Source organism: Streptomyces sp. NPDC058246, assembly GCF_042881985.1.
In the GTDB taxonomy this organism is placed as follows: domain Bacteria; phylum Actinomycetota; class Actinomycetes; order Streptomycetales; family Streptomycetaceae; genus Streptomyces.
This window is the reverse complement of record NZ_JBHVWZ010000028.1, coordinates 23,697-45,633: the sequence shown is the minus strand read 5'-3', so window position 1 is coordinate 45,633 and position 21,937 is coordinate 23,697. Positions and strand designations below refer to the sequence as shown.

General features: G+C 72.1%; 20 protein-coding genes. 11 read left to right on the top strand and 9 right to left on the bottom strand.

What is annotated here, in order from left to right:
* Nucleotides 1-47: 47 nt before the first annotated feature.
* Together ACFVXA_RS31180 and ACFVXA_RS31175 are read right to left on the bottom strand one after the other, a co-directional pair.
* Complete coding sequence (locus ACFVXA_RS31180) at nucleotides 48-935, bottom strand: hypothetical protein (RefSeq protein WP_389935735.1); 888 nt, start codon at nucleotides 933-935, stop codon at nucleotides 48-50.
* Between the two features lie 279 nt (nucleotides 936-1,214).
* Nucleotides 1,215-1,484, bottom strand: a complete 270-nt coding sequence (locus ACFVXA_RS31175; protein ID WP_390027878.1) for an alpha/beta fold hydrolase — start codon at nucleotides 1,482-1,484, stop codon at nucleotides 1,215-1,217.
* A gap of 320 nt (nucleotides 1,485-1,804) precedes the next feature.
* Here ACFVXA_RS31175 and ACFVXA_RS31170 point away from each other — a divergent pair, with 320 nt between their 5' ends.
* Nucleotides 1,805-2,806, top strand: a complete 1,002-nt coding sequence (locus ACFVXA_RS31170; protein ID WP_390027875.1) for an XdhC family protein — start codon at nucleotides 1,805-1,807, stop codon at nucleotides 2,804-2,806.
* 38 nt (nucleotides 2,807-2,844) lie between these two features.
* On the opposite strand, the gene ACFVXA_RS31165 is transcribed toward ACFVXA_RS31170, so the two are convergent.
* Both ACFVXA_RS31165 and ACFVXA_RS31160 read right to left on the bottom strand, forming a co-directional pair.
* Nucleotides 2,845-3,108 (bottom strand): ATP-binding protein, encoded by a 264-nt coding sequence (locus ACFVXA_RS31165; protein ID WP_390027873.1) that lies wholly within the window; start codon nucleotides 3,106-3,108, stop codon nucleotides 2,845-2,847.
* Nucleotides 3,109-3,396: 288 nt separating this feature from the next.
* Nucleotides 3,397-4,044, bottom strand: coding sequence for a dihydrofolate reductase family protein (locus ACFVXA_RS31160; protein WP_383743532.1), 648 nt, complete (start codon nucleotides 4,042-4,044; stop codon nucleotides 3,397-3,399).
* Nucleotides 4,045-4,654: 610 nt separating this feature from the next.
* On the opposite strand from ACFVXA_RS31160, the gene ACFVXA_RS31155 reads away from it, so the two are divergent.
* The 8 genes from ACFVXA_RS31155 (at nucleotide 4,655) to ACFVXA_RS31120 (ending at nucleotide 13,632) form a co-directional block, all read left to right on the top strand.
* The gene (locus ACFVXA_RS31155) at nucleotides 4,655-6,475 is read left to right on the top strand and encodes a gamma-glutamyltransferase family protein (protein WP_383907161.1); all 1,821 of its coding nucleotides are present in this window, start codon (nucleotides 4,655-4,657) and stop codon (nucleotides 6,473-6,475) included.
* A 170-nt stretch (nucleotides 6,476-6,645) separates the two neighbouring features.
* Nucleotides 6,646-7,491 carry an inositol monophosphatase family protein gene (locus ACFVXA_RS31150; protein WP_362024954.1) on the top strand — a complete coding sequence of 282 codons (846 nt, stop codon included), beginning with the start codon at nucleotides 6,646-6,648 and terminating at the stop codon, nucleotides 7,489-7,491.
* 382 nt (nucleotides 7,492-7,873) lie between these two features.
* Entirely contained in the window at nucleotides 7,874-9,283 is a 1,410-nt protein-coding gene (locus ACFVXA_RS31145; RefSeq protein ID WP_362024957.1) for an NAD(P)/FAD-dependent oxidoreductase, read from the top strand.
* Nucleotides 9,280-9,789: an O-acetyl-ADP-ribose deacetylase gene (locus tag ACFVXA_RS31140; protein WP_390027870.1), complete on the top strand. Its 510-nt coding sequence runs from the start codon at nucleotides 9,280-9,282 to the stop codon at nucleotides 9,787-9,789. Before ACFVXA_RS31145 ends, ACFVXA_RS31140 begins: the two co-directional genes overlap by 4 nt.
* 331 nt (nucleotides 9,790-10,120) lie before the next feature.
* The gene (locus ACFVXA_RS31135; RefSeq protein ID WP_362024963.1) at nucleotides 10,121-10,423 is read left to right on the top strand and encodes a muconolactone Delta-isomerase family protein; all 303 of its coding nucleotides are present in this window, start codon (nucleotides 10,121-10,123) and stop codon (nucleotides 10,421-10,423) included.
* A gap of 217 nt (nucleotides 10,424-10,640) precedes the next feature.
* Complete coding sequence (locus ACFVXA_RS31130) at nucleotides 10,641-11,246, top strand: GPP34 family phosphoprotein (protein WP_362024966.1); 606 nt, start codon at nucleotides 10,641-10,643, stop codon at nucleotides 11,244-11,246.
* A gap of 302 nt (nucleotides 11,247-11,548) precedes the next feature.
* Nucleotides 11,549-12,406 (top strand): hypothetical protein, encoded by an 858-nt coding sequence (locus ACFVXA_RS31125; protein ID WP_390027866.1) that lies wholly within the window; start codon nucleotides 11,549-11,551, stop codon nucleotides 12,404-12,406.
* Between the two features lie 104 nt (nucleotides 12,407-12,510).
* Nucleotides 12,511-13,632, top strand: a complete 1,122-nt coding sequence (locus ACFVXA_RS31120) for a HoxN/HupN/NixA family nickel/cobalt transporter (protein WP_384400630.1) — start codon at nucleotides 12,511-12,513, stop codon at nucleotides 13,630-13,632.
* Between the two features lie 86 nt (nucleotides 13,633-13,718).
* Here ACFVXA_RS31120 and ACFVXA_RS31115 read toward each other — a convergent pair whose 3' ends face one another.
* Complete coding sequence (locus ACFVXA_RS31115) at nucleotides 13,719-14,618, bottom strand: M48 family metalloprotease (protein WP_384021971.1); 900 nt, start codon at nucleotides 14,616-14,618, stop codon at nucleotides 13,719-13,721.
* Complete coding sequence (locus ACFVXA_RS31110; protein ID WP_362024983.1) at nucleotides 14,615-14,998, bottom strand: BlaI/MecI/CopY family transcriptional regulator; 384 nt, start codon at nucleotides 14,996-14,998, stop codon at nucleotides 14,615-14,617. The genes ACFVXA_RS31115 and ACFVXA_RS31110 overlap by 4 nt, the downstream gene beginning before the upstream one ends.
* 181 nt (nucleotides 14,999-15,179) lie before the next feature.
* On the opposite strand from ACFVXA_RS31110, the gene ACFVXA_RS31105 reads away from it, so the two are divergent.
* Together ACFVXA_RS31105 and ACFVXA_RS31100 are read left to right on the top strand one after the other, a co-directional pair.
* The gene (locus ACFVXA_RS31105; protein WP_390027863.1) at nucleotides 15,180-16,688 is read left to right on the top strand and encodes a hypothetical protein; all 1,509 of its coding nucleotides are present in this window, start codon (nucleotides 15,180-15,182) and stop codon (nucleotides 16,686-16,688) included.
* Between the two features lie 59 nt (nucleotides 16,689-16,747).
* Nucleotides 16,748-17,674: a YbhN family protein gene (locus ACFVXA_RS31100; RefSeq protein WP_390027861.1), complete on the top strand. Its 927-nt coding sequence runs from the start codon at nucleotides 16,748-16,750 to the stop codon at nucleotides 17,672-17,674.
* Between the two features lie 13 nt (nucleotides 17,675-17,687).
* Here the strand turns inward: ACFVXA_RS31100 and ACFVXA_RS31095 are convergent, their stop codons facing one another.
* The 3 genes from ACFVXA_RS31095 to ACFVXA_RS31085 are packed head-to-tail and all read right to left on the bottom strand — an operon-like array spanning nucleotide 17,688 to nucleotide 21,774.
* Nucleotides 17,688-18,437: a response regulator transcription factor gene (locus ACFVXA_RS31095; RefSeq protein ID WP_362024991.1), complete on the bottom strand. Its 750-nt coding sequence runs from the start codon at nucleotides 18,435-18,437 to the stop codon at nucleotides 17,688-17,690.
* Between the two features lie 29 nt (nucleotides 18,438-18,466).
* Entirely contained in the window at nucleotides 18,467-21,109 is a 2,643-nt protein-coding gene (locus tag ACFVXA_RS31090; RefSeq protein ID WP_390027859.1) for an FtsX-like permease family protein, read from the bottom strand.
* Nucleotides 21,106-21,774, bottom strand: a complete 669-nt coding sequence (locus tag ACFVXA_RS31085; protein WP_383743615.1) for an ABC transporter ATP-binding protein — start codon at nucleotides 21,772-21,774, stop codon at nucleotides 21,106-21,108. The genes ACFVXA_RS31090 and ACFVXA_RS31085 overlap by 4 nt, the downstream gene beginning before the upstream one ends.
* Between the last annotated feature and the right edge of the window lie 163 nt (nucleotides 21,775-21,937).

Here is a 21,937-nt window from a genome sequence, read left to right as displayed (position 1 = left end):
GCGGCTTCGGCGCAGCCCAGGCACGCTGGTGGTGCGGCACGGCGCGATCAACCGAGGCACACCACGAGCAGGCAGATATGCGCAGGCGAAGTCGCCGTCGGCGCGGGGTTCGCCTGGGGTGCTCCCGAGGCCGTGCCACCGGTGCCGGCGGGCGCGGACGTCTCCTTCGCCGCCGTACTGGTGCGGTCGGGCACCGTCCCGACGGAGGACGGGGAGGCGGTCCGAGGCAGTGGGGCCGCCGACGTCGCCGTCGGATGAGGGGAGGCGGCGGCGAACGGCCGAGCGCTCGGCGACGCGACGCGGGGCTGGGCAGCGGCGGACTGCCGGCGCGGAAGGTCGGTCGTGAGCGACTGCGCGGGGGAAGTGTGCGAAGACACGGGAGTTGTGGGTTGTGTCGACGACGGGCGGGGCTGCTCAGCGGGCTGTTCGTCTGCGGTGCCCATGGTCGCGACGTCCGGCGCTGTGGCCGCCTGTGCTCCGTCGGCGGAGTGCCGGTCCATCGCGGCGACGGTCAGGCCGCCTCCGACGAGCGCGACGGCAGTCGCGACCACGGCCCGGCGCTGGTTCTTCTTCCAGCGGGCCAGCTGGCGACGCCGCGCGGCCCGTCCTTGCGGTGCGGGCGTCGCGCCCTCGAGGTCGCCGTACGGGTCGTCCTGCGGGGCCTCCTCCAGGCCGACCGCGACCGCTGCCTCGTCACGAAGACGGCCGTCGTGCCACGTGTCCGAGACCGTGTACTCCCACGGCACCGACGCGTTCACCGCCGTGCCCGTCGTCACTGTGCCCGTCGTCGCCGTGCCTGTCGTCTCCATGCCGGCCCAGGCCGGGACGATGCCGCCGTCGGCGGTGGCCGGTGCGATGTCCGGAGCGTAGGCACCGCACCCGGGACACACCAGGGCGCCATTGAGATGCCGGCGACACGAGGAGCAGTAGTCCATTTGCGGTCTTCCTGAGTTGACATGCCGTCGCCCCGCCGGGCCTGGTCACATTCGCACGTGGAATCGAGCAGCCAGCAACGCTAACGAGGCTTTCGAAAGCCTGTGTGCAGTCTGTGTGGCGCTCTTGTGCGGATTCTCCGGGCCCCTCGCGTGTGTGCCGCACGCGTCCGGGCGCCGGACGCCCCGGCAAGCATCGAACTCGCGCTCGCAGCTCGGGAAGCGACGGGATGCTCGACCGACAGGCGGCGCTCCGGAAGGCGAAGTACCCGGCGCGTCCGCTCAGTCCGTGCTCCGCGTACCGTCGCCCCGAAAGTCGACAGACGGGCTGCTCGGTGTGGTTCCGTACTCGCCGTGCGCTCGCAGATGTTCGAGCAGCAGGTGGCTCAGCGTCTCGGGTGCCTCCTCGGGGATCCAGTGGCTGACGCCCTGGAGAGCCTCGAACCTGTACGGCCCGTTGACCCACTGCTCGGTCTCCCTTGCGGCCGCCGGGCCGAACGCGGTGTCCTCCGTGCTCCAGACGTACAGCGTGGGCACATCTGCCATTGCCATGGTCGCCCGCTCAGCGGACCGCGTAACTGATCTGCCGCGTAGCTGATCTGTCGGCGGACAGCGCCAGGAAGTCGGCAAGTGCGGTCCGTCGCACTCCCGCTCCTGGCGGGGTCGGTCGCTTGCCACGCGGAGGGTCCCATCTTCCGGTTGCGTCCTGGTCACGGCTACCTCCCCCGTGCATCCCAGGCGCTCACGCGCGGTGCGGCCGAGGCCGGGCTCGGTGTGTGTGCGAGCCGCTCCTCACTAGAATTCCGGTCACGGTGCCCTCGCCTCCAGGCGGATTCCCGGCGCCGACGCCCGGAACGAGGAGGGCCGCGATCATGCGCGATCTGGCGGACACGGCACGGCAGTGGGCGGCCCAGGGCCGTACGGGCGTACTCGCCCGCCCCATCACCGAGCAGGGCTTCGGCCCCCGGCACCCCGCCGACGCGGTCCTGATCGACGAGGACGGCAACTGCCACGGCACCCTGTACCGCGGAGTGTTCGACGAGCACCTCGCCGCGCAAGCCGCTGCCCTGACCGCGGGGCACACGGCGCGCGTCTGCGATGTGTCCGTCCACAACGACGAGGTGAAGCAGGCGGGCCTGACCTGCGGTGGGCAGGCCGAGCTCCTGCTGCAACCGCTCGATACGATTCCCGCCCGTTGGTGGGCCCTGCTGGGAGAGGGAGCCGACGCGGCATTGGTCACCCGGCTGGACGAGGGCCGGACACACGCCGTCAGCATCGTCGCGACACCGGAGCAGCAGGACGGCGTCGGTGCGGAGGGGCCCGGCCAGGCCGTCGAACGTGCCCGGGAACTGCTCGGCCGCCGTCGGGCCGGCCGCGACACCCGCTTCACGGACGACGGACTCGTCCTCATCGAGTCCTTCCCGGCCGTACCCCACCTGGTCATCGCCGGAGGGGGCGAACTCGCCGAGCTCCTCGTCGCACAGGCCCACCTGCTGGGCTCGCAGGCCACTGTGGCGCCCGCCGCCCAGGACGCCGTCAAGCTGCTCGCCGACCGTCCGGCCGCCGCCTGCCTGATCGTGCTCAGCCATGAACCGGACGTCGACATCCCCGCTCTGCACACCGCGCTGACCACCGGCATCGCCTATGTCGGCGCGCTGGGTTCACGGCGTACCCAGGCCCGTCGCGCTCAAGCCCTCGCCGAGTCCGGTCTCGACGAGGCACACATCGGGCGCATCCATGGCCCGATCGGCCTCGACCTGGGCGCCCGCACACCGGCCGAGACGGCGCTCGCCGTCTGCGCCGAGGTACTCGCCGCTCTCGACGGGCGTGAGGGCCGGGTCCTGCACGAGGAGGCCGGGCCGATCAACGCCTGACCGGGGTGGCCCGGAGGCAGGTCTTCCAGCCGCTTGGGTCAGGGGAAGTTGGCGTCCCTGACCAGCCGCTGCTTGCGCCGTTCCTCGCGTTCGGCGCACTCGGCTTCCAGCAGGTGGGCGAGGAAGTCCTTGTAGCTGGACCGCTGGCGCATGGCGTCGGCGGCCATCTCCTGGATCCGACGGCGGATCGTCGGCAGGTGCAGGGCCCGGCAGGCTTCGTCGATGGCCGTGTCCACGACCTCCTCCGGCCCCATCTCCCGGCGGGGCGGAGGAACCTGGGCCGTGGTGTCGGTCGGGCTCATGCGATGGACCTGCGGGACCATGCCGGCCAGGTGCCGACGGCCCTCCAGTACCTCTGCTTCTACCTCTGCTTCGTCTGCGGGCGTCTGGCCAGGACGTAGTCGCAGACCGTGGAGTATACGACGCCTGGTCGAAGCCGTACTCCTGAGCCAGACGCTGATGGATCCGGCGGGCGGTGTGCCTCTGCTTGCGCGGCGCGGTCGCATCCTCCGGCGCCGAGGGACACGGTCCTGGATCCGGCCAAGGGCTGGATCGATGCTCCAAAGAGGGCACGTCGCGGAGTCCTCGTGTCACTTTCGCCAGAACAGGTGGTGCGTCACGCCGCTCGGGCTGGGCACGACCTCAAGGTGGAACCGGTCGAGCAACTCATCGGGGGAGTCCCAGAGCCGCAGTCCGGATCCGAGCTTCACCGGTGAGACCGCCACATGCATGGTGTCGACGAGGTCGGCGTCGAGGAACTGCCGGATGGTGGTGACCCCGCCGCCGAGTCGGACATCCTTGCCCTGAGCCGCCTCCCGTGCCTGCTCAAGGACCGTGGCCGGATCGCCGGCGACGAAGTGGAACGTGGTGTCGGAGAGCGTGAACGAAGGACGCTTGTGGTGGGTCATGACGAACACCGGAGTGCGGAACGGGGGCTCGTCACCCCACCAGCCGCACCACTCATGGTTCTCCCAGGGACCGCGCTGGGGCCCGAACTTGTTGCGGCCCATGATCTCGGCGCCGATGTTGCGTGCGTAGTCCCGCGTCAAGTAGTCGTCGAGGCCACGGCTGCCCCCGGGGTCCGTGCGCATGGGCCAGCTAGCCGTGGCGCCAGCCCACGCGAACAGCTTCGCGGGATCGACGGCGAGGCCGAACGGATTCTCGAAGGTCTGGTCCTCACCGGCACCGATGCCGTCACTTGAGACGTTGAAGTTCTGGACTCTCAGTAGTTGAGCCACGTGTTTCCTCCTGCGTGGTCGATGACGGTGATGAGACTCTCCAGGCCGCGAAAACTCATCGCTGTGTCCAGGACCGGTCCGGATTCCGTCGTCCGGTGCCCGGCAGCTCAGCTTGGCCCTGATACTCCTCGACCACCCGTCGGTCTCATCAGACGCTCAGGCTCGGGCCTCGTAAATCAGAGGAACCCGCGAACGGCGATGTCGACCACCGGAACTCCGCCGTTCTGTCGGAGTGCTCGCACATGCGGGGACGCCAGCGGGAATGAGATGGCAAATACAACCTGACCTGGCCTCGAAGTCTCGTAGGGCCTCACGCCATCGGCGCTGCGGTCGAGGCGGCCGGGCTGCCGGTTCGTGTCTGCCGGACCTGGGCGGGCGCCCGGGTGCCGGATACGGCGGATGACATGGTGGTCCTGGTGGTCATGGGCGGCCCGATGGCCGCCCCATGTGAGGGGCGCAGGGCGATCGATAGCCTGCTGGGGAGTGGATGGAGGAGAGCTCTGGCCCGAGCTGTCCAGACATTGGACATTCTCCCCAGACACTCCCCAGGAGCAGTCCTGAGCGCCGACCGGACGGGCCGACGCCAGGAAACAGCGAGGTGAGAGGCCATATGTTCACGACCCGCCCCACCCTCCAGGGCACCTTCGGCATGGTGTCCTCCACACACTGGCTCGCCTCGCAGTCGGCGATGGCCGTCCTCGAGGACGGCGGCAACGCGTACGACGCCGCTGTCGCCGCGGGCTTCGTCCTGCACGTCGTCGAGCCTCACCTCAACGGACCCGCGGGCGAGGTCCCGATCATCCTCGCCCGGGCGGGCGGCGAGGTGCGGGTGCTGTGCGGGCAGGGCGTCGCGCCCGCGGGAGCGACGATCGAGCACTACAGGGGACTCGGTTTGGATCTCGTACCCGGTACCGGGCCGCTCGCCGCCGCCGTGCCGGGTGCGTTCGACGCCTGGATGCTCCTGCTGCGCGATCACGGAACCAAGTCACTCGCCGACGTCCTGAAGTACGCCATCGGGTACGCGGAGGACGGGCACCCGCCCGTGGAGCGCGTCGGTGAGACGGTCGAGTCCGTGCGTGAGCTGTTCGAGACGGAGTGGACCTCGTCGGCGGAGGTGTATCTGCCGGGCGGCAAGGCACCCCGACCCGGCGAGCTGCTCCGCAACCCCGCCCTCGCCGCGACCTGGCGACGGCTGCTCGCCGAGGTCTGTGAGGAGACGGACCGCGGGATGCAGATCGAAGCCGCGCGGCGGGTCTGGCGGTCCGGCTTCATCGCCGAGGCCCTGGTGCGCCAGTCCGGGCGGCCCACCATGGACACCAGCGGCGAGCGCCACACCGGCACCCTGACGGCCGCGGATCTGGCCGCCTGGTCCGCGACCTACGAGGCCCCGGTGACGTACGACTGGCGGGGCTGGACCCTGTGCAAGGCAGGCCCCTGGAGCCAGGGCCCGGTCCTCCTCCAGCAGCTGGCCCTGCTCCCGCCGGAGCTGCCGCGTCACGGGTCCGCCGACTACGTCCACCTTCTCGTCGAGGGCTGCAAGCTCGCCATGGCCGACCGGGAGGCCTGGTACGGCGACGCGGCCGAGGTGCCTCTCGACGATCTCCTGTCGGAGACGTACAACGCCGAGCGGCGCGCCCTCGTCGGCGACAAGGCGTCGTACGAACTGCGCCCCGGCAGCCCCGGAGGGCGTACTCCGGTGATGAGCCGGCACGCGCGCGTGCCGGCCGAGGGGGAGCCGGGCTTCGACGCGCTGGCGGCACCGGGCGCGGGCGAACCCACCGTGGCCCGGGCGGCCAGGGAGCTCCACGTGACACCGGATGGCGGCACCCGGGGAGACACCTGCCACCTCGACGTCGTCGACCGCTGGGGCAACATGGTCGCCGCCACCCCCAGTGGCGGCTGGCTGCAGTCCAACCCGGTCGTGCCCGAGCTGGGATTCCCGCTCGGCACCCGGCTCCAGATGGCCTGGCTGGAGGAGGGCCTGCCCAACTCCCTGACGCCGGGCCGCCGTCCGCGCACCACGCTGACCCCCTCCCTGGCGCTGCGCGGCGGCGTGCCGGTGATGGCCTTCGGCACCCCGGGCGGCGACCAGCAGGACCAGTGGCAGACGCACTTCTTCCTGTCCGTGGCGCTGCGCTCCGAGGTGCGCGGCGGCCTCGACCTCCAAGGCGCCATCGACGCCCCGAACTGGCACAACGACAGCTTCCCCAGCTCCTTCTACCCTCGCGGCATGCGCCCCGGCAGCCTCACCGTCGAGTCCCGCACGGACGAGGCGGTCGTCGCGGAACTGCGCCGCCGCGGCCATGACGTCCTGGTCGACGACGCCTGGTCCGAGGGGCGCCTGTGCGCGGTCGCACGGGACCCGGAGACGGGAGTGCTGTCGGCGGCGGCGAACCCGCGCGGCATGCAGGGGTACGCGGTCGGACGCTGACCTCCGAGACCCCGGCGGTCGGACGGCGATGTCCGCACCCCGGTGGTCTGGCGCCGGCTTCCGTCACCCTCGGCGGCCAGTGATCCACACGCCCCCCGAATTCATGGCGATTCCACCCGGAGTACACCGGGCGGGTGGGGATTGTCAGTGGCGCGTGCTGTCATGGAGCCATGATCGAAGACATCGAAACCATCGACGAGTTTCTCGCCCACCGCACGTCCGACGTCGAAGAAGCAGTTCGGCAGGCGGCCGCCGCCGAGATCATGCCGCGCTTCCGGCAGCTCGCCGCGCACGAGATAGACCAGAAGTCCGGCCCGCACGACCTGGTGACGGACGCCGACCGCAAGGCCGAGGAGTACCTCACCGAGGCCCTCACCAAGCTGCTCCCCGGCTCGGTCGTGGTCGGCGAGGAGGCGGTGCACGCGAACCCGGTCACCTACGAGGCGATCCGTGGCGCGGCGCCGGTCTGGATCGTCGACCCCGTCGACGGAACGCGGCAGTTCGTGCACGGCGACTCGGGCTTCTGCACGCTGGTCGCGCTCGCGCTGGACGGCGTCGTGCGGGCCTCGTGGACATACGCTCCGGCGCGCGACGAGTTCGCCACCGCGATACGCGGCCGGGGCGCCGTACTCGACGGCGTGCCCCTGCGCTCCGGCTCGCCCGAGCCCGGCCGCGACCTCGACATCGCCACGTCCCACCCGGACTACACCACGGACGAGCAGAAGCGCGCCCTCCTCGGCCTGAGCGTCGAGGGCGTCGTGCCGCGCGCGTGCGGCTCGGCGGGCCTGGAGTATCTCGCCATCGCCCGCGGCGAGTTGGACGCGACGGCGTTCTCCTGGGAGGCCGCCTGGGACCACGCCGCGGGCCTGCTGCTCGTGGAGGAGGCCGGCGGCGCTCATCTGACTCTCACGGGCGAGCCGTTCCGCGTGACAGGGGGCAACGCGCTGCCCTTCACGGCGGCGCGGGACGCGGCCACGGCCCGCCGGGTGGTGGACCTGCTGACGGCCGGAGCCTGATCGGACGGCGGGCGCGCCTGCTCAGACGCTCACCGAGATGATCAGACGCGACCGAGCTGACGAGACGGTGACGGAGATGCTCAGACGGCGACCGAGCTGACGAGACGGTGACGGAGATGCTCAGACGGCGATCGAGCTGACGAGACGGTGACCGAGAGGCTCAGACGGCGATCGAGCTGACGAGACGGTGACCGAGAGGCTCAGACGGCGATCGAGCTGATCAAGAGACCGGCACGCGCCCGGGGTCTCGGTCCGAAGCGGTGGCCCGTACCCGGCCGGGTACCCGCCCCCAACCCCCCCGCGTCGCCAAGGTTGTCAGTCCCGCGGCATATCCTGATCCTCAGTGGCCATCGGCTGACAAAGGAGTCCGAAGGTGCCGTCGATGCTCGATGTGGTCGTGGTGGGTGCGGGGCCGAACGGACTGACGGCTGCCGTGGAGCTGGCCCGCCGCGGCTTCTCCGTGGCTGTGTTCGAGGCGCGGGACACCGTGGGCGGGGGAGCGCGCACCCAAGAGCTGACGTTGCCCGGATTCCGGCACGACCCGTGCTCGGCGGCGCATCCGCTGGGCGCCAACTCACCCGCGTTCAAGGCGATGCCTTTGGAGCGGTACGGCCTGGAGTGGCTGCACGCCGAGCTGCCCATGGCGCACCCGTTCCCCGATGGCACGGCGGCGGTGCTCTCGCGCTCGGTGGCCGAGACGGCCGCCTCGTTCGGGCCGCGGGACGCCGGCGTCTACCGCAGACTCGTCGCGCCGTTCCTGCCGAAGTGGGACACGCTGGTGCGCGACTTCATGTCGCTGCCCCTGACCGCGCTGCCCCGCGACCCGGTCACCCTCGCCCGCTTCGGCCTGGCCGGACTGCCACCGTCGACGTGGCTGACGCGCCGCTTCCGCGACGAGCGGGCCAAGGCGCTGTTCGCCGGGCTGGTGGCTCATGTCATCGCCCCCCTCGACGGCATCGCCACCGGCGCCGTCGGCCTGGTCTTCGCGCTGGCCGCGCACGCGGGCGGCTGGCCGGTCGCCCGTGGCGGCTCCCAGTCCATCTCCGACGCGCTCACCGCGTATCTCAAGGACCTCGGCGGCACCGTCCACACCGAGTACGAGGTCAAGCGCCTCGACGACCTGCCGCCCGCTCGCGCGTACGTCTTCGACACCTCGCCGACCGCCCTGGCCCGGATCGCAGGCTTCGGGCGGTACTACGAGCGCTATCGGTACGGAGCGAGTGTCTTCAAGGTCGACTACGCGCTGGACGGCCCCGTGCCCTGGACGGCCAAGGAGGCGCGCACCGCCGGGACCGTGCAGCTCGGGGCGAGCCGCGCGGAGATCAGCACTGCGCTCAGGGCGGCCTCCCGCGAGGGCCGGGCGCCCGACGTGCCCTTCCTGATCACCGTGCAGCCCAGCGTCGTGGACCCCTCCCGGGCCCCCGACGGCAAGCAGGTCTTCTGGGTGTACGGACACGTTCCGAACGGCTGGACAGGGGACCTCACGGACCCGATCGAGCGACAGCTGGAGCGGTTCGCGCCGGGCTTCCGCGACCGCGTCCTGGCCCGCGCGACCGCGGGGCCGCCCGAGCTCGCCGCACACAACGCCAACTATGTGGGCGGCGACATCGCCTGCGGCGCCGCCTCCGGGCTCCAGCTCCTGCTGCGCCCCAAGGTGTCCGCGTTCCCGTACAGCACCCCGCACCCGGCCGTCTTCCTCTGCTCGGCCGCCACTCCGCCGGGGCCAGGCGTGCACGGCATGGCGGGGCACAACGCGGCGAAGGCCGTCTGGAGGAGGCTGCGACAGTCATGACCACCATCACGTTCGTCCAGGGCGACATCACCCGGCAGAGCGTCGACGCCATCGTCAACGCGGCGAACTCCTCGCTGCTCGGCGGCGGAGGCGTCGACGGAGCCATCCATCGCCGAGGCGGCCCCGACATCCTCGCCGAGTGCCGCAAGCTCCGGGCCGGTCACTACGGCAAGGGCCTGCCCACCGGCAAGGCGGTCGCCACCACCGCGGGCGAGCTGGACGCGCGCTGGGTGATCCACACCGTCGGTCCGCGGTTCGCCCGGAGCGAGGACCGCTCGGAGCTGCTGGCCTCCTGCTACCGCGAATCACTGAGAGTGGCCGACGAACTCGGCGCCCGTACGGTCGCGTTTCCCGCAGTCTCCGCCGGTATCTACGGGTGGCCGATGGAGGACGCCGCCCGTATCGCGGTGGAGACGGTCCGGGATACGGAGACCGCGGTCGAGGAGGTCAGATTCGTCCTCTTCGACGAGCCGGCGTACGAGGCGTTCGACGCGCGGGTCCGCTGACCGGGGACCATGGAGGCATGGAAGCCCCAGGACAGGTGACCGCAGCGGTGCCGCACCGGCCCTTGCCGCCACCTGCAGTACGCCCGGGGCGCGGCCGGCCACCGGGCCGACACGGCCGACAGGAGCGACACGGCCGACAGGACCGACAGGGTCGACAGGACAGACAGGGTCGACAGGACAGACAGGGTCGACAGGACCGACAGGGTCGACACGGCCGACGAGGTTCCGCGGCCCGCGACCGCCGTCGGCCGCCGCCTTGAAAGCCCAGGACACCACCAGCACCCGCGGCGTTCCGGTCCTCTCCGGATGCCCCGTCGAGCGGAGCAGGATCATGAGAGAGTTCCTGGTCGAGATCACCACCACGGTCCCCGAGGGCACCAGCCAGGACGAGGTCGACCGGCGGCGCGCCGCCGAAGCCGTCCGCGCCAGGGAACTGGCCGCCACCGGCAACCTGGCGCGGCTGTGGCGCCCGGTCGGGGAGATGCGCAGCATCGGCGTCTGGCGGGCCGCCGACGAGGACGAGCTGCACGAGAAGGTGCTCGGCACCCTGCCGCTGCGCCCGTGGATGAACCTCACCGTCACCGCACTCGAATCTCACCCCAACGACCCGGGACGGACCGACGCGACCTCATGAGGGCAGACGCCTCGTCGACCGTACGACCCCTGCGCGCCTTCTCGGCCCGAGGCGGCGTCCCGCTCCACTCGCCCTGAGGCTTCGTGGCCCAATCCGCCGTCGTGGTGCTCGGGGCCGCCACGGCCGCCGTCGTGCTGCGTATCGGCTTCCCGCACCACATGGTGGTAGTGGAACGGGAACGGCGCTCGCCGGCGATGCTTCCGACGTGGAGACCGTCATGACCACACCGCAGGACTTGTTGATCACCGCCATGGACGTCGCGTCCAGCCGTCCCGTCGGTCAGGGCGACCTGTCGCTGGCCCTCGCGGGAGCCGAACTGATCGACCTCCTCGACGCCCAGGCGCTCACCCTGGAAGGCGACCGCATTGTGCCCGGCCCGGAGGGGACCACGGATGACCGCATGCTGGACGGGGCGGTGTCGTCGCTCATCCGGGAGATCCCGTACGAGTCCGTCGAGGACTGGTTGTGGCGCCGGGGACGGGGCCTGGCCTCGGCCTATGTAGCCGCCCTGGAGGCGGAAGCGCCGGACACGCGGCGACGCCACCGCTGGAATCCCCTGCGGAGCGGCCGCCCGGACGGGGGCGACGCACCGGCCCGACGCCACGCGGCCGACCGCTGGGCGTCGGGTGAGCCCGTCCTGGTCGGCCTCGCGACCGCCGCGGGCATACACGACGCGCCTGCCGAGGAGTCCGTCGGCCTCGTCGACGACGCCGTCGTCACCGTACTGGCCGCCGTGAGCGACGCGGTCACCGAACTGGAAGCCGTACGGCAGCGGCGCAGCATCGAAGACGCGGCCTTCGACAACATCTGGCGAGGCGAGTGACCTCACCACCGGTGACCTCACCACGGCCGCTCAAGCCTGCGCCGAAGCCGAAGCCGAAGCCGAAGCAGTCGTCGCCGTCGACGTGGACGTCCGCTGATCGGTCAGGCGTCGGCCATGGCGTCGATCACGCCTTCGCGCGGGCCACGCGAGGTCGTACGAGCGAGTACGGGCGAGTACGAGGCTGTTCGGGTGCCGGAGCAGGGATGATCCACGCGTTCAGGAAGTCTTCAGGTTGGGGCTGTCACGTTGATGATCATGCCTTTCCCGGCATAAGCCCTGAACCCCCACGAGAGAACTGAACAATGGACAAGTCGGAACTCGTCACGGATCCCGGTGCCGCCGCTCTGGATGTCGCGGACCCCGGCACCTACGTCATGAAGAAGCTGCCGGAGGTGACTCTGGCCTTCTGGGTCATGAAGATCGCCGCGACGACACTCGGTGAGACGGCGGGCGACCTCTTCGCCCAGACCCTCAAGCTCGGCTACTTCCTGACCACCATCCTGCTGTTCCTGATCTTCGTGATCACACTGGTCGTGCAGCTCATGTCACGTCAGTACAACCCGTTCTTCTACTGGACCGTCATCCTGTCGACCAGCATGGCCGGCACGACGATGTCCGACTTCATGAACCGCGACGCCAGCGCCAAGTACCTCTCGGGCGGCGCCACTTCGCTGGGCTGGGGGCCCCAGGGTCTCGGGCTCGGCTACCCGGTGGGCGCCGCGATCCTGATCTCGCTGCTGATCGCCATCTTCGCCGCCTGGAAGCTGACCGGGCAGACGTTCGTCATCCGCGACATCGTGACCTTCCGCGGCGAGTCCCTCTTCTGGGCGGCGATCCTCGTGTCGAACACGCTCGGCACCTCCATGGGCGACTTCCTGTCCGACAGCTCCGGCCTCGGCTACGCGGGCGGCGCGCTGCTCGTGGGCGGGGTACTCGTGCTCCTCCTCGCGCTGACCCGGGTGCCGGTCGTACCGAACGTGCTGCTGTTCTGGTTCGCCTTCGTGCTCACCCGGCCGCTCGGCGCCACGGCGGGTGACTTCCTGACCAAGCCGGTCGCCAAGGGAGGCCTCGACCTCGGCACCGCGGGCTCCTCGGCCGTGCTGCTGGCGCTCCTGGTCGGCCTCATGGGCTACGCCCGCCTCAAGGAGCGGCGGTCGTAGCTGGTCAAGCGCCGACCGAAGCTTTACTGCGAATAGATTGCAGGTGATACATCGTGGCATCAGGGTGGGAGTGCGCGGCTCCCACCCGAAAGAAGGCTCGAAACATGCGTCGTACGTCGCTCACGCGGCAGGAGTGGGGCCGGCTCGGCGGGATGGGCGCCTTCATTCTCGCGTTGCACGTGATCGGCTGGTTCACGCTGGTCGCCGTCGTCGCGCCGGAGCACTACAGCCTGGGCGCGAAGTCGTTCGGCGTGGGGATCGGCGTCACGGCGTACACGCTGGGCATGCGGCACGCCTTCGACGCAGACCACATCGCGGCCATCGACAACACCACCCGCAAGCTGATGCACGAGGGACAGCGCCCGCTGTCGGTCGGCTTCTGGTTCTCGCTCGGCCACTCCAGCATCGTCTTCGGACTGACCCTGCTGCTCTCCCTGGGCGTCAGGACACTGGCCGGGCCGGTGCGCGACGACAACTCGAAGCTGCACGAGGTCACCGGGCTGATCGGCACGATGGTCTCCGGGACCTTCCTGTACGTCATCGCCGCGCTCAACCTCGTCATCCTGGCCGGCATCTGGAAGGTCTTCCGGCAGATGCGCTCCGGCCACTTCGACGAGGCGGCCCTGGAGGAGCAGCTCAACAACCGCGGCTTCATGAACCGCCTCCTCGGGCGCGTCATGAAGTCGGTCACCAAGCCCTGGCAGATGTACCCGCTGGGCCTGCTCTTCGGCCTCGGCTTCGACACGGCCACCGAGATCGCCCTGCTGGTTCTCGCGGGTTCGGGTGCCGTGTCCGGGCTGCCGTGGTACGCGATCCTGTGCCTGCCGGTGCTGTTCGCGGCCGGCATGTCGCTGCTCGACACGATCGACGGCTCGTTCATGAACTTCGCGTACGGCTGGGCCTTCTCCAAGCCGGTGCGCAAGGTCTACTACAACCTCACCATCACCGGTCTGTCGGTCGCCGTCGCCCTGATCATCGGTACCGTCGAACTCCTCGGCCTGCTCGCGCAGAAGCTGCGTCTGCACGGCGCGTTCTGGGACTGGGTCGGCGGCCTCGACCTGAACGTCATCGGCTTCGTCATCGTCGGCCTCTTCTTCGCCACCTGGGTCCTCGCCCTGATGGTGTGGAAGATCGGCCGCATCGAGGAGAAGTGGACCGCCGGTCTACGTCGCCCCGCCGAGCAGACGGCCGGTCTGCCTCGCCCCGCCGAGCAGACCGCTGACTGAGCCCCCGGCTCACGGAGGACCCCCGGCTCCCGGGAGGGCCCCCTGCTCCCGGAGGCCCCCCGGCTCCCGGAGGCCCACCCATCCACCTACCAGCCGGGCAGCGTCTCGGCCAGCAGTCGCAGCAGATCGCCGGTGGCGTCGACCGCGCCGAGCGCGGGCAGTGCCCCGAGGGCGAGGACGGCGGCTCCGATGGGCCACAGGTTGGGCGGCGGAGCGGTCTGGAGCGCCGCGATCCGGCGGCTGACGGCGTGCTCGGAGAAGTGCAGGGCGCAGCCCGGCCGGGCGCGCTGGGAGACGAGGGCGGCGCGCGCGAGGGCACGCGCGGTGGTGCGACGGTCGCCGACGGACCCCGCGGCCTCCTCGTCGGCCCAGCGCTCCAGCAGGAAGGTGACGGTGGCGCGTACGGGCACGAGCAGCGGGTTGGCCGCGGCGGCCAGGGCGACGGCGGTCGACAGCGCCGAGTGGCGGTGGGCGAGATGGGCTCGCTCGTGGGCCAGCAGGACGCGCCGCTCCGCGGGTTCCAGCGCGCCGAGCATCGCGGCCGTCACGAGGATCCGGCCCGGCGTTCCGGGGATCGCGAAGGCGTGCGGGGTCGAGGAGGCGGCCACGATGAGCTCGCTGTCGGGCGGATGGCCTTCGCACAGCCGGAGCAGGATCCGGCGGGTCGCGTAGTGCGCTCGTACGACGTGGAAGAGCCGGTAGGCGATCACGCCGAGGCTGGCGACCGCCACCACCGCGATGGTCTCCGGGACGGGCTCGGGCAGCGCGCGCCCGTCCTCGGTGGCCTCCGCGGCCACGGACGGGGCCCGGCCGATCAGCGTGGCGGCGAGCAGGAACAGCGCCCACGTCGAGGCGGCCGCGGTCAGCACACCGGCAACCGTCAGCACGCGGGCCGCCAGTGCCGGCGACACGCGCCGGCCCACCAGCGGCGCGAGCGCTGGCAGCAGCAGCGACAGGACGATCGGAACGTAGACGTCGATCCTCATGGCCCGTTCCCCGCGAGGAGGTCGCGCAGGGCCTCTTCTTCCTGGGGGCTCAGCCCGGTGACGAACTTCTGGAGGGCCGCGATCGGATCGGGGCCGCGGTCGAGCGCCTCGTGCATGGCGTCGGCGGTCAGCTCGGCCGCGTTCTTGGCGGGCCGGTACGCGCCGCGCCGCCCGGCCACGTCACGGAGCACCAACTGCTTGTCGTACAGGCGCTTGAGGATGGTGTGCACGGTGTTGTAGGCGAGGCCGCCGCCGATCTCGGCCTGGATCTCGGCGGGGGTCAGCGCGTCGTCGGTGGCCCACAGGGCGGCCAGCACTTCGCTCTCCAACTCGCCGGCGCTGCGCCGTTCCGCTCTGCCGTGGGGGCCTGTGCCAGCCATGTCCGCCACCTTACAGCGCGTAGGGGCAGGCAAATCGGGGCCGGTCGGACCCGGATGCCACCCCCGGCCTGCACTCACGAGTGATTCGCGTTAATTTGTCCATGTTTTCCCGACTCCCTCCTTCACCCTACGTCTTGTAGGGTGAAGGAACCCTACAGCTTGTAGGGGTGAAGGGTGGACGATGGCCAAGACCTTGAACGTCCCGCTCGTCGGCGCCAGGCGCCACGGACCGCCCTCGGCTGCCCGCGCGTCGAGACGCCCCGGCGGCGAGTCCTGGATCCCACTGGCGCTGGTGGCCGCCGCCTTCACCTTGGCCCAACTCCTCCTCGTACGCCCCGGAATGGGCCTCGGCTGGGACGAGACCGTCTACGTCAGCCAGGTCAGCCCGCACGCCCCCGCGGCGTTCTTCAGCGCGCCGCGCGCCCGCGGCGTCCCGCTGCTCGTCGCACCGATCGCCTCCTGGTCGTCGTCCACCGCGTTGCTGCGGGTCTACCTCGCCGTGCTGTCCGGCCTCGGCCTGTACCTGGCGCTGCGCGTCTGGCGGGGTCTGTTCCCGGTACGGGTGCTGGCCTCGGCGGGCGCCTTGTTCGCGACGCTGTGGGTGACCCTGTTCTACGGCCCCCAGGCCATGCCCAACTACTGGGTCGCGATCGGCGCGTTGGCCTGCGTCGGCTGCTTCCTGCGCGCCCGGGCGGACCGCGCCGACCGGGCGGCCCTGTGGGGAGTGGGCCTGAGCACCGCGCTGATGGCGTGGATGCGGCCCACTGACGCGGTCTGGGCGACCCTGCCGCTCCTCGTCCTCGTCGTGGCCGCCCGCCGGTGGCGGCGGCCCCGGCTGCTGGTCGCGCTCGTCGCGGGCCTGATGGCCGGAGCGGGCGAGTGGGTCGTCGAGGCGTATGTCAGCTACGGCGGCCTGGCCCAACGGCTCTCCGACGGCTCCCGCATCCAGGGCGGCCTGGGCTGGAACTTCGCCGTCGGCGACCAACTGCGCAGCCTCGGCGGACGCGCCCTGTGCCGTCCGTGCACCGGGGCGATGCCGAACCCGTTGGTGATGGTGTGGTGGTTCGCGCTGCCGGTGCTCGCCGTCCTCGGCCTGGTGATCGCCGTCAAGGCCCGGCGCACGGCGAGCACACTGCTGCTCCTGGCCTGCGCCACGACGGCGGGCGTCCCGTATCTGTTCATGATCGGTTACGCCGCTCCGCGCTTCCTGCTCCCGGTCTACGCCCTCCTCGCGATCCCGGTCGCCGACGCGCTCGTCCACCTGGTCGCCGCCCCGAACCGGGCCTGGCGCCCGATGGCCGTGACCCTGGTGGCGCTCGGCCTCGCCGGGCATGTGGCGGTCCAGTTCGCGGTCCTTCAGGCCACCGTGCAGCGCACCACCGCCTCCCACCGGAACTGGGCGGCCATGGCGACCGACCTGCACCGGCTCGGCGTACGGTCGCCCTGCCTGCTGACCGGATACGAGGCCGTCCCGATCGCCTTCTACACCGGCTGCTCATCCGTCGCGACGGGTGGCCACAACGCCAACACCACCGAGTCGGCCATCGTGCGGGCCGGACAGCGCGAGCCGGTCGCCGTGCTCATCACCCAGGGTGGACGGCCGCCCGCGTACGCCCGCGACTGGACCCCGCACCGCGTGGGTGACCGGCTCGCCTATGTCGCCCCCGGCGCGGCGGGCGGAGCGGCATGAGCCACCCGCCCGGTCACCCCCCGACAACCGTCGAAGCGCCGGCGCCCACCAGCGGCCCGATGTCCGTCGGCAGCCCGTTTCCCGTCGGGCGACGGATCCCCTGGCACGCCGGGATCGGCCTTGTCGTGGTGCTGTGCGCGGCGTACTTCGCCCGGCGCCACTGGCCGGTGATCGCGACCGGAGCCGGCAGGCTCGCCGCCGCCGACCGCGGATGGCTGCTCGTGGCGACCGTCGCCACGGTCGCGACCTGGGTGTGTTCGGCCCTCGCCCAGCAGGGCGCGGTGGCCCGGTCGCTGCCCGCCGGGCGCTTGGTCGCCGTGCAGTTCGCGGCCTCCGCCGCCAACCACGTGCTGCCCGCCGGTCTCGGGGCGGGCGCCGTCAACCTGCGCTTCCTGACCCGGTGCGGGCTGCCCGTCACCCGGTCGGCGACCGCGCTGGCGGTCAAGGCCACCGCGGGGAGCGTGGTCAGAGGCTGCCTGATCGCCGTGCTCGCGCTGGCCTGTCCCGGCACGCTCCGCATTCCGCACGTCTCCACGACGGCGTGGGCGGTGACGGTCGCGGTGGTCGCCGCCGCCGTGGTCCTTGTGGCGGGGCCGCTGCGGCGCGCGCTGCGGGCCGTGCTGGCGGACGTCCGCGCCGTGCACGAAGTCCCCGCGCGGGCAGTCGCGTTGTGGGGCGGCTCGCTCGCCTTCGCCTCGCTGCACGCCGCCGTGGTCATCGCCGTCACCCAGGCCATCGACCTGCCGCTGCCCCCGGCCCAGGTGGCACTGGCGTACCTGGCCGCGAGCAGCGCCGCCGTCCTGCTGCCCACCCCCGGCGGCATCGGCTCCCTGGACGCCGCCCTCGCGCTGGCCCTCACCCTGGCGGGCGCGCCGGGCAGCGCGGCGGCGTCCACGGTCCTCGGCTACCGCCTGCTGACCGTGTGGCTGCCGCTGCTCCCGGGGCTGGTGGCACTGGGCGTCCTGGTGCGCCGCCGGGTGCTGTGAACCGCCGTACGGCTCATGTGGGTTCGAGACGGTAGCCGTGCCCCCGCAATGTCGTGATCCGGGGCACCCGGTACGGCTGTGCCACCCCGTACGGCCGCTGTTCCGCGTCCGTCAGACGGCGCCGCAGCCCGGCCATCGTCACGTCGAGCGTCTTCGTCGAGCCGAACCAGTTCTCGTCCCACACCTCGGCCATCAGCGTCTCGCGGGACACGGCCTCGCCCGCGTGCCGGGCGAGCACGGCGAGCAGCTCGAACTCCTTGGGCCGCAGGTCGACTTCCTGGTCGTGCAGCGTGCACCGGCGCGCGGTGATGTCGATGACGAGGTCGCCGAGCCGGATCGGCTCCTGGGGCGGGGAGTCGACGGCTCGGCGACGCAGATGGGCCCGCAGCCGGGCGAGCAGCACGGTCAGGCTGAACGGTTTGACCAGGTAGTCGTCGGCCCCCGCGTCGAGCCCCGCGATGACGTCGATGTCGTCCGTGCGGGCGGTGAGGATGACGATCAGCAGGTCGGGGAAGCGGGCGCGCAGCGTCCGGGCGACGTCGAGCCCGTCCATGTCGGGCAGGCCGAGATCCAGGAGCAGGACGTCGTACGGGGACCGCGCGGCCTCGGCGAGCGCGCCCGCGCCGGTCCTGCTCCACGCGGGCGCGTAGCCGTTGCCGCGCAGGCCGGTCTCCAGATGCCGCCCGATGGTGTCGTCGTCCTCGACGACGAGAACCTGGATGCGACTGGATCGGGCGGAGTCCGGAGCGGCGGGCGTGCGCATGGGGGGCAGCGTAGAGCGGGACCGGCTGTTCACAGATCGCGGAGTTCCTCGACGGCGGGTCGGGCCGCCCGTCGGACCCCGTTCAGCGCCGCGGCCAGGACGGCCACCGCCGCGGCGGAGGCGGTCAGCGTCAGATAGGCGCCGGGCACCGACAGGCCGGCGGGCGGTGGGTCGAACACCCCGGTCAGCACCTTGACCAGCATCTCTGACAACGCCCAGCCGATCAGCGCGCCACCGGCCAGTCCGCCCGCGGTCAGCAGCAGCGCCTCGGTGAGGACCATGCCGCGCAGCTGACGGGGCCGCGCGCCCAGCACGGTGGCGATGGCGAAGGTGCGGCGGCGCTCCGCCAGACCGAGCGCGAGCACGAGGCCACCCGCCCCGGCGGCCAGCAGTACTGCGAAGGCCAGCTCGATCCGGGTGAGCCCGGCCAGGTCCACGGAGGTCAGACTGGTGCCGACGGTGCCACGGGTCTGGGTGAGGTCGGTGACCGTCGCACCGGTGCCGAGCCGGTGCCGCAGCCGGGCCGCGACCTGTTTCTGGTGGGTGCCTCCGGTGTCCAGCAGGAACGCGCCGATCGCGTCACTGCCGGTCGCCTTCGCCACGTACGAGGCGTTGGCGACGAAGAAGCTGTCCTTCGGCGCGGTCGGGAACTCCTTGGCGACGCCCACGTAGTGGAAGGGCACCGTGCGCAGCGCCTTGGTGCGGGCGTCCTGGACCCGCAGATTGACCGTGTCGCCGGGCGCGAGCTGGAAGTCCTTGACGGTCTCCGCGCTGACCAGCAGCCCGTCGGGCCGGTTCGCCAGCCGCTTCATCAGCGTGGCGGCGCTGCCCCCGGAGAAGTACGCGTCCTGCAACGAGGTGGCCGAGGCGATCGTGTCCGGGCGCACCCCGTAGAGGTCCTGGAGATCGGAGCCCACATACGCGAACCGGTGCTGGATCGGCTCGACATGGTGGACGCCGGAGACCTTCAGGGCGCTCGCCGCGCTCGGCGGTGTCCGCGCTCCGGGCGGCTCGGTGACCGTGACGTCGGCGCCGTTGGTGAGCCGCGCGTCGACCTCGGCCTGCTGCTTGTACGTCGCGTTGAAGGTCGCCGTCGACACGGCGAACGACACCGCCAGGGCGAGCAGCACCACCGAACGGGCCAGCGGTCGCCGGCGCCGGGAGAGCACCGCGGCCGTCGTCCCCGCCAGGTGGGAGGCGAACGGACGCGACAGCCGGGTCAGGACGCCACGGCCATGGGTGAGGGCGAGCAGTGTGAGCCGCCACAGCAGCAGCGCCGCGCCGAGCCACAGCAGCGCCGGGCCCAGGAACGCCCAGTACGACACCGAGATGCTCGGCACCCCCTCCGGCGCCAGGACGAGGGCGTACTGGTTGCCGGACGAGGCCCGGAAGACCAGCCAGGAGCCGATCAGCAGGGCGAAGTCGAGCCCGTAGCGCATCCACCACGGGGAGCCGGTACGGCGCTCGGCCCGGCGCGTGTCGGCGACGGTCACAGTGCGCAGATCGCGCAGCGCGGGTATCAGCACGGCGCCCGCGGCCACCGCGGCACCGAGCACGAAGGCGAGGACGTACCAGAGGATCCACTGGCCCGCGCTGGTCCCGAACGAGGCCGAGCCGAAGGCGATACGACCCGTCAGCGCGGCGATGCCGAGGCCGGCGAGGCCGCCGGTGACGCCCACCAGCGCGGCTTCCAGGCCGGACAGGGAGGCGATCCGGCGCGGCCGCAGTCCGCGCAGGCGCAGCAGGCCCTGCTCCTGGCGGCGCCGTTCGCCACCCGCGGCGGCGACCGAGGCGGTCAGCGCGGCGGCCAGGACCGCGCCCGGCACACCGAGGAACAGGAAGAGGATCTGCGCGTACAGCGCGTCCTGGCGGGCGGAGTCCAGAGCGGCACCGAGGTTGTTCCCGACGATCGCGCCACCCGAGGCCCGGGCCTCCAGATGGTGGGCGGAGCCGGTCACGGCGGTGAAGGCCGCGGCCGGGTCGGTGGGCAGCGTGGCGTCCCGGGCGGCGTGGATCTGGGTGGTGACGCCGGTGGCGTGCCCGGTCAGGGAGGCGAAGTCGGCGGCCGGGAGCAGCACCACGTTGTCGGGCGGCGCGGTCGGCTGGGTCTGGCTGGGGGCGCCGACCTTCTGGAACAGCGAGTCGGCCTGCGGGAGATCGACGACTCCGGCCACCCGGACCTGGCGCGCGCCGGTCCCGGGGAACTGGATACCCACGGTGTCACCCGGGGCGACGTGCAGGTTGGACGCGGTCTGCTGGGCCAGCAGGACACCGCTGGTGCTGCCCGTCAGCGGACGCACTTCGCCCGGGAAGAGCTTCTGGTAGTGGTCGGGAAGGCCGAGCACCACGCCGGGCCCGGTGGTCTGCGTACTGCCCTGTACGTGCGCGGCGAACGAACTGCTGTGGGCGAAGCCGACCGGGACGGCGGTCTGGATGCCGGGCGTCTTGCGCACCAGCGAGAGCATCGCGTTCGGGTCCGCGCCCGGCTGCACCTCGACCTGCCAGTCCACGGCGACCGACCGCACCGCGCGCTGCGTCATGGTCGCCTTCGACGCGGTCAGGAAGGAACCGAGTGAGGCGACGAGGGCGACGGCCAGGGCGATCCCGGCGAGGGCCGCGACGAGCCGTCCGGTGCGGTGTCGGGCGAGGCCGCGCGCCCAAGCGGTGTTCATGACGCCTCCTGTGGTTCCGTGGCGTTCGCCGCGGTGCTCAGCAACCGGCCGTCGCGCATGGTCAGTCGGGTGGTGAGGCGAGCCGCGATCGCCGGGTCGTGCGTGGTGACGACGAGGGCCGCGCCGGTACGTCCGGCCGCCGTCAGCAGGGCGTCCAGGACGTGCCCGCCGGTGGTGTGGTCGAGCCGGCCGGTGGGCTCGTCGGCGAGGATCAGCCGGGGAGCCTGGGCCAGCACACGGGCGGCGGCGACGCGCTGCGCCTGACCGCCGGAGATCTCCTCCGGCAGCCGGTCGGCCAGCTCGGCGGCGTCCACCAGCGCGAGCGCCTCGACGGCCGCCGCGCGGGCGCGGGCGTCCGGCATCCCGGCGAGCACCAGCGGCAGCGCGGTGTTCTCGGCGACGTCCAGGGCCGGGATCAGACTGTCGCCCTGGAACACCAGACCGATGTCGCGCGCACCGCCCAGGGCGGGCCGGCTGACGGTGCCGCTGGTGGGCTGTTCAAGGCCGGCCAGCAGATGCAGCAGCGACGACTTGCCCGAACCCGAGGGTCCGACGACAGCGAGCCGGTCCCCGGCCCGCACCTCCAGACTCACCCCGTGCACGGCCACCACGGCACTCGCGCCCCGCCCGAAGGTGAGAGCGACGTCGTGGCAGGCGACGAGCACGTCGACGGGGGGCGGCGCCGCGGACTCGTGGGAGGGCGGGGCGGAGTGCCGCGCTGCCGTGGTGGGCCCGTCGGAGGGCGGGGCGGGCTGCTGGGGTGCCGTGGTGGGCCCGTCGGAGGGCGGGGCGGAGTGCTGGGGTGCCGTGGTGGGCTCGCCCTCGCTC